This window comes from Candidatus Coatesbacteria bacterium (assembly GCA_014728225.1).
Lineage (GTDB): Bacteria > RBG-13-66-14 > RBG-13-66-14 > RBG-13-66-14 > RBG-13-66-14 > WJLX01.
The window spans coordinates 1-3,336 of sequence record WJLX01000122.1 but is presented as its reverse complement, the minus strand read 5'-3'; the positions used below and the strand labels follow the sequence as shown (position 1 = coordinate 3,336).

Here is a 3,336-nt window from a genome sequence, read left to right as displayed (position 1 = left end):
GTTTTTGCATCTCGGCGACCGTTACGGCCGACGATAACGGTCCGCCTCCGCAAAAACCGTGCCGGTTCCGGCGGGGCGGGTTTCCTGACCGTCGCAGGGGCTGTTTTCAACGGTCTCCCGGAGCCAGTGGCGTATTCCGGCGTTAGATGGCCAGGGCCTCGGCGGTCAGCTCGAAGGTTTCCCAGCTTCCGTCATGTCCATCGAGGAGGTTGTCCAGCAGATACTGGGCGCGCAGGATCATGGCCCGGGCCAGCTCGGCGTCGAGGGTGAAGCGGGTCGAGGTGACCAGTGAGCGCACCAGGCCGAGGGTCAGGCGGGCCTGGAAGGTTACGTCGTCGCGGCGGCGGGCGAAGTCCCGGGCGAAGGCCAGGAAGGCGCCCATGGTTTTCTCGAGGCGGTTGCGGATCGCCGGGTCGAAGACGGGCAGGCGGAAGTTGGAGACCAGGAAGACGGAGACGTCCTGGACGTAGTCGCCGCGGCGTGAGCGGTTGACGTCGATGAAGTGGACGCGGCCGTTTTCGGCGTCGAAGATGACGTTGTCGAGGTTGAAGTCGCCGTGGATGAAGATCGAGAAGGGGGCTTCGAGTTCGTCTTCGAGCTCGGCGGCGCGGCGGAGCTGCTCGCCGAGGGGCGGCGCTTCGAGGTTGCAGATGCGCGAGCCGTTGTCGAACAGACCGGGGTGGACGCGCTCGACGGAGGGGCGGCGGGAGTTGAGCTGCCTCATGAAGCCGGCGTTGACCGGGCCGGGTTCGAGGGTGCGGCTCCAGATATCCTCGAGGGCGGCGAAGAGGCCCCGGCGGGCCCGGGCCAGGCGGATTTGATCGCCGCCGACGACCAGGGACTGGAGGGTCGTGCCGTTGAGGTTCTCGATCAGGATCGAGCCGTAGTCGCCGCGGCTCTCGAAGCCGAAGACCCGGGGCGGCAGACCGGGGACCAGCTCTTCCCAGCGTTCGAGGTTCTCCTTCTCCCGGGCGATCTTGCGCAGCTTGCCCTCTTTGAAGATCACCCGGCGGTAGCCGTCGTCGCGGTGCTCGGTGACCCGGCCGACCCGGCAACCGGAACGGGTCTGGCCGACGGGGGCCAGGGAGAAGCGTACGCCGTCGTCATCGTCTTCCCTGACGCCCTCGGCGCCCAGGGTTTCCTCGAGGGCCCGGTACTGGTAGATGCGCAGCTTCTCGCCGACGACGCTGGAGATGATCGCCTCGCCGATGTTGAGCAGGGCGTCTCCCAGGCGCTCGAGGTAGCGCACGATCAGCAGATAGGTGACCAGGTCGCCGGTGCGCCGGGGGTTGTAGCGCAGATCGATGAGGATCTCGCTGATGTTGCCGTCGCAGTAGCGATCGGTCTCGAACTCGGCCCGACAGATATCGAGGGCCTTGGTGACGTCGTCCTCGAGGAGGGCGTCGGGGATCAGCTTGAGGGCGGCGAGGATGACGTCGAAGAAGGAGCGGTAATCGCGGCGGTGGATATAACCGATGTCCTCGATGAAGGCGGTCTGGCGTACGACGTTGGAGCACATGTCGCCGATGCGCTCCAGGTTGTTGGCGATGGTGTTGACGGCCTTGAGCCGATTGGTGCGGCGGCGGTCGGCGGGGTCGGCGCCGCCGTCGTCGCCCGCGGGCAGTTGGACCAGCAGGGAATAGCACTTGCTCTCGATGACGTCCTTGAGGTTATCGATGTAGTCGTCGCGTTCCTCGACGCGGTCGAGGCTCACCTCGTCGGGATCCTCGAGGGCGGCGTAGGCGTCCTCGACCTGCTTGGTCACCTCGAGGACCATGAAGCGGAAGTTCTCGACTAGACCGGTAATGGTATGCATCGCATTCCGCCGCTCATCCGTTTTCGATGGTCAGGCTGTCATCGGTGAGTTTTGTCGCCGAATCGCGCCAGGACAGCTTCAGGGTGATCTTGTTGCGGTCCTTCTTGCGTTTGACATCCAGGTTCATCTTGATCAACCCCCGGGGTTCGAGGACCACCTGGTTGTCGCGCTTGCCGAAGATCAGCAGACCCTTGTCAAAGCCGTCGCAGATGGCCCGCAGGTACTTGATCACCGACTTGACGTCCTGAAGCGATTCGTATTCGAAGGTTTCGTCTTTCGCCATCGCGCCTCCCCCTTCCGCCTCGGCGGCTCAGCCACAGAGACGGGCCATGTACTCCTCGATGACCGAACGGCGGTTGAAGCCCCCGACGCTCAAGCATTTCTGAATAGCCACCTCGTCCCAGGCCGACTGGACGCCCACCTCACGGTGGGCTTTGATCGGTCGCAGGTGTCGCGGGTCCTTGAGTTTGGTCGACAGGTGGGTGTCGTCGCCCATGAAGACCAGTAGCGGACGACGCCCACGTTCGCGCCGGCGGTTCTGGCGGATCAGTACGTCGATCAGGAAGCGGGTGTACTGCTGGGACTGGGGGTTCCAGACCTCGTAGCCGTCGACGTCGTACTCGGCCAGCAGCACCGGCCAGAACTGCTCGGGGTGGGGCACCACGATGCCGCCGCCCACCGAGCGCGTCTCCTCGATGATCTCCTCGACCTCGAAGAAGTATTCCAGGGAGAAGTCGCGCTTGACCAGCCGCTTGACGTTGCGCAACACGAGCTGGGCGCGGTCGATTAAGTGATCGTCGTGGTGTTCGCGCAGTAGGTCGAAGTAGCCGGAGAGGAGTTTGTTCTTGATCATCGCCGGCGGCGTCGAATCCCGGCTCCGCTCGAGCAGCCCCTTGAGCTTGCCGGTGTGCAGGCGGATGAATTCGACCAGCTCGTCCTCGGCGGCGCCGAGCTCGGCGGCTTCGCGGAACAGGGGGGCCAGCTTGGGATTGACGATGGTATCGATGAACTGGTGGAGCTGGCTGGAGCGGTACTTGAAGGTGTGGGCGATCATCCCCTTGAGCGCGTCGGCCTCGGCGATGCGCTCGGCCTCGAAGTGCAGCAGGAGCTGGACCTTGGTGCTGAAGCTCCGGGCGTGGCAGTCGACCTCGACGCCGGCGTAGCCGCCGAGGACCAGGATCTCGTTGTGTTGGGTGGGGATGACCAGGTCCATGGTCCGTCCGGGGAAGGTGGCCCGGTAGCGGGTCATCGCCACCTCGAGGGGGATGTGCTCGGGGTGCCAGTGGACGGCCAGGATCACCCGCTGGTCCGGATAGACCCGGGGCGGCGTGATCAGCTTCTCCAGTTCCCGCCGGCTGAGCTCGGTGGAGACCAGGCGGCGGTAGGCCTGGAAGTCCCAGTCGGTCAGCTCGGCGGTCGGCGGATTGGACCTGGCTGCGGCGCGGCTGTCGCTCATCGTTTCATAACGTTGTAAGTCGCCCGTCTGTAACCATATGTTGCAAGAAGTGAGGCAAGTGTAC

General features: G+C 64.8%; 3 protein-coding genes. All 3 read right to left on the bottom strand.

Annotation, left to right across the window (positions count from 1 at the left end; genetic code table 11):
• Positions 1-142 precede the first annotated feature (142 nt).
• Genes GF399_08830 through GF399_08820 form a run of 3 tightly spaced genes read right to left on the bottom strand, consistent with a single transcriptional unit; the run spans position 143 to position 3,272 of the window.
• Positions 143-1,816: a phosphotransferase gene (locus GF399_08830; GenBank protein ID MBD3400423.1), complete on the bottom strand. Its 1,674-nt coding sequence runs from the start codon at positions 1,814-1,816 to the stop codon at positions 143-145.
• Between the two features lie 13 nt (positions 1,817-1,829).
• Complete coding sequence (locus tag GF399_08825) at positions 1,830-2,099, bottom strand: amphi-Trp domain-containing protein (protein MBD3400422.1); 270 nt, start codon at positions 2,097-2,099, stop codon at positions 1,830-1,832.
• Between the two features lie 27 nt (positions 2,100-2,126).
• Positions 2,127-3,272: a hypothetical protein gene (locus tag GF399_08820; protein ID MBD3400421.1), complete on the bottom strand. Its 1,146-nt coding sequence runs from the start codon at positions 3,270-3,272 to the stop codon at positions 2,127-2,129.
• Positions 3,273-3,336: the final 64 nt, after the last annotated feature.

What these genes read in the sequence shown, in the direction of transcription:
- GF399_08830 (MBD3400423.1), bottom strand. Translation starts at nt 1,816, where the DNA reads ATGCATACCATTACCGGTCTAGTCGAGAACTTCCGCTTCATGGTCCTC.
- GF399_08825 (MBD3400422.1), bottom strand. Translation starts at nt 2,099, where the DNA reads ATGGCGAAAGACGAAACCTTCGAATACGAATCGCTTCAGGACGTCAAG.
- GF399_08820 (MBD3400421.1), bottom strand. Translation starts at nt 3,272, where the DNA reads ATGAGCGACAGCCGCGCCGCAGCCAGGTCCAATCCGCCGACCGCCGAG.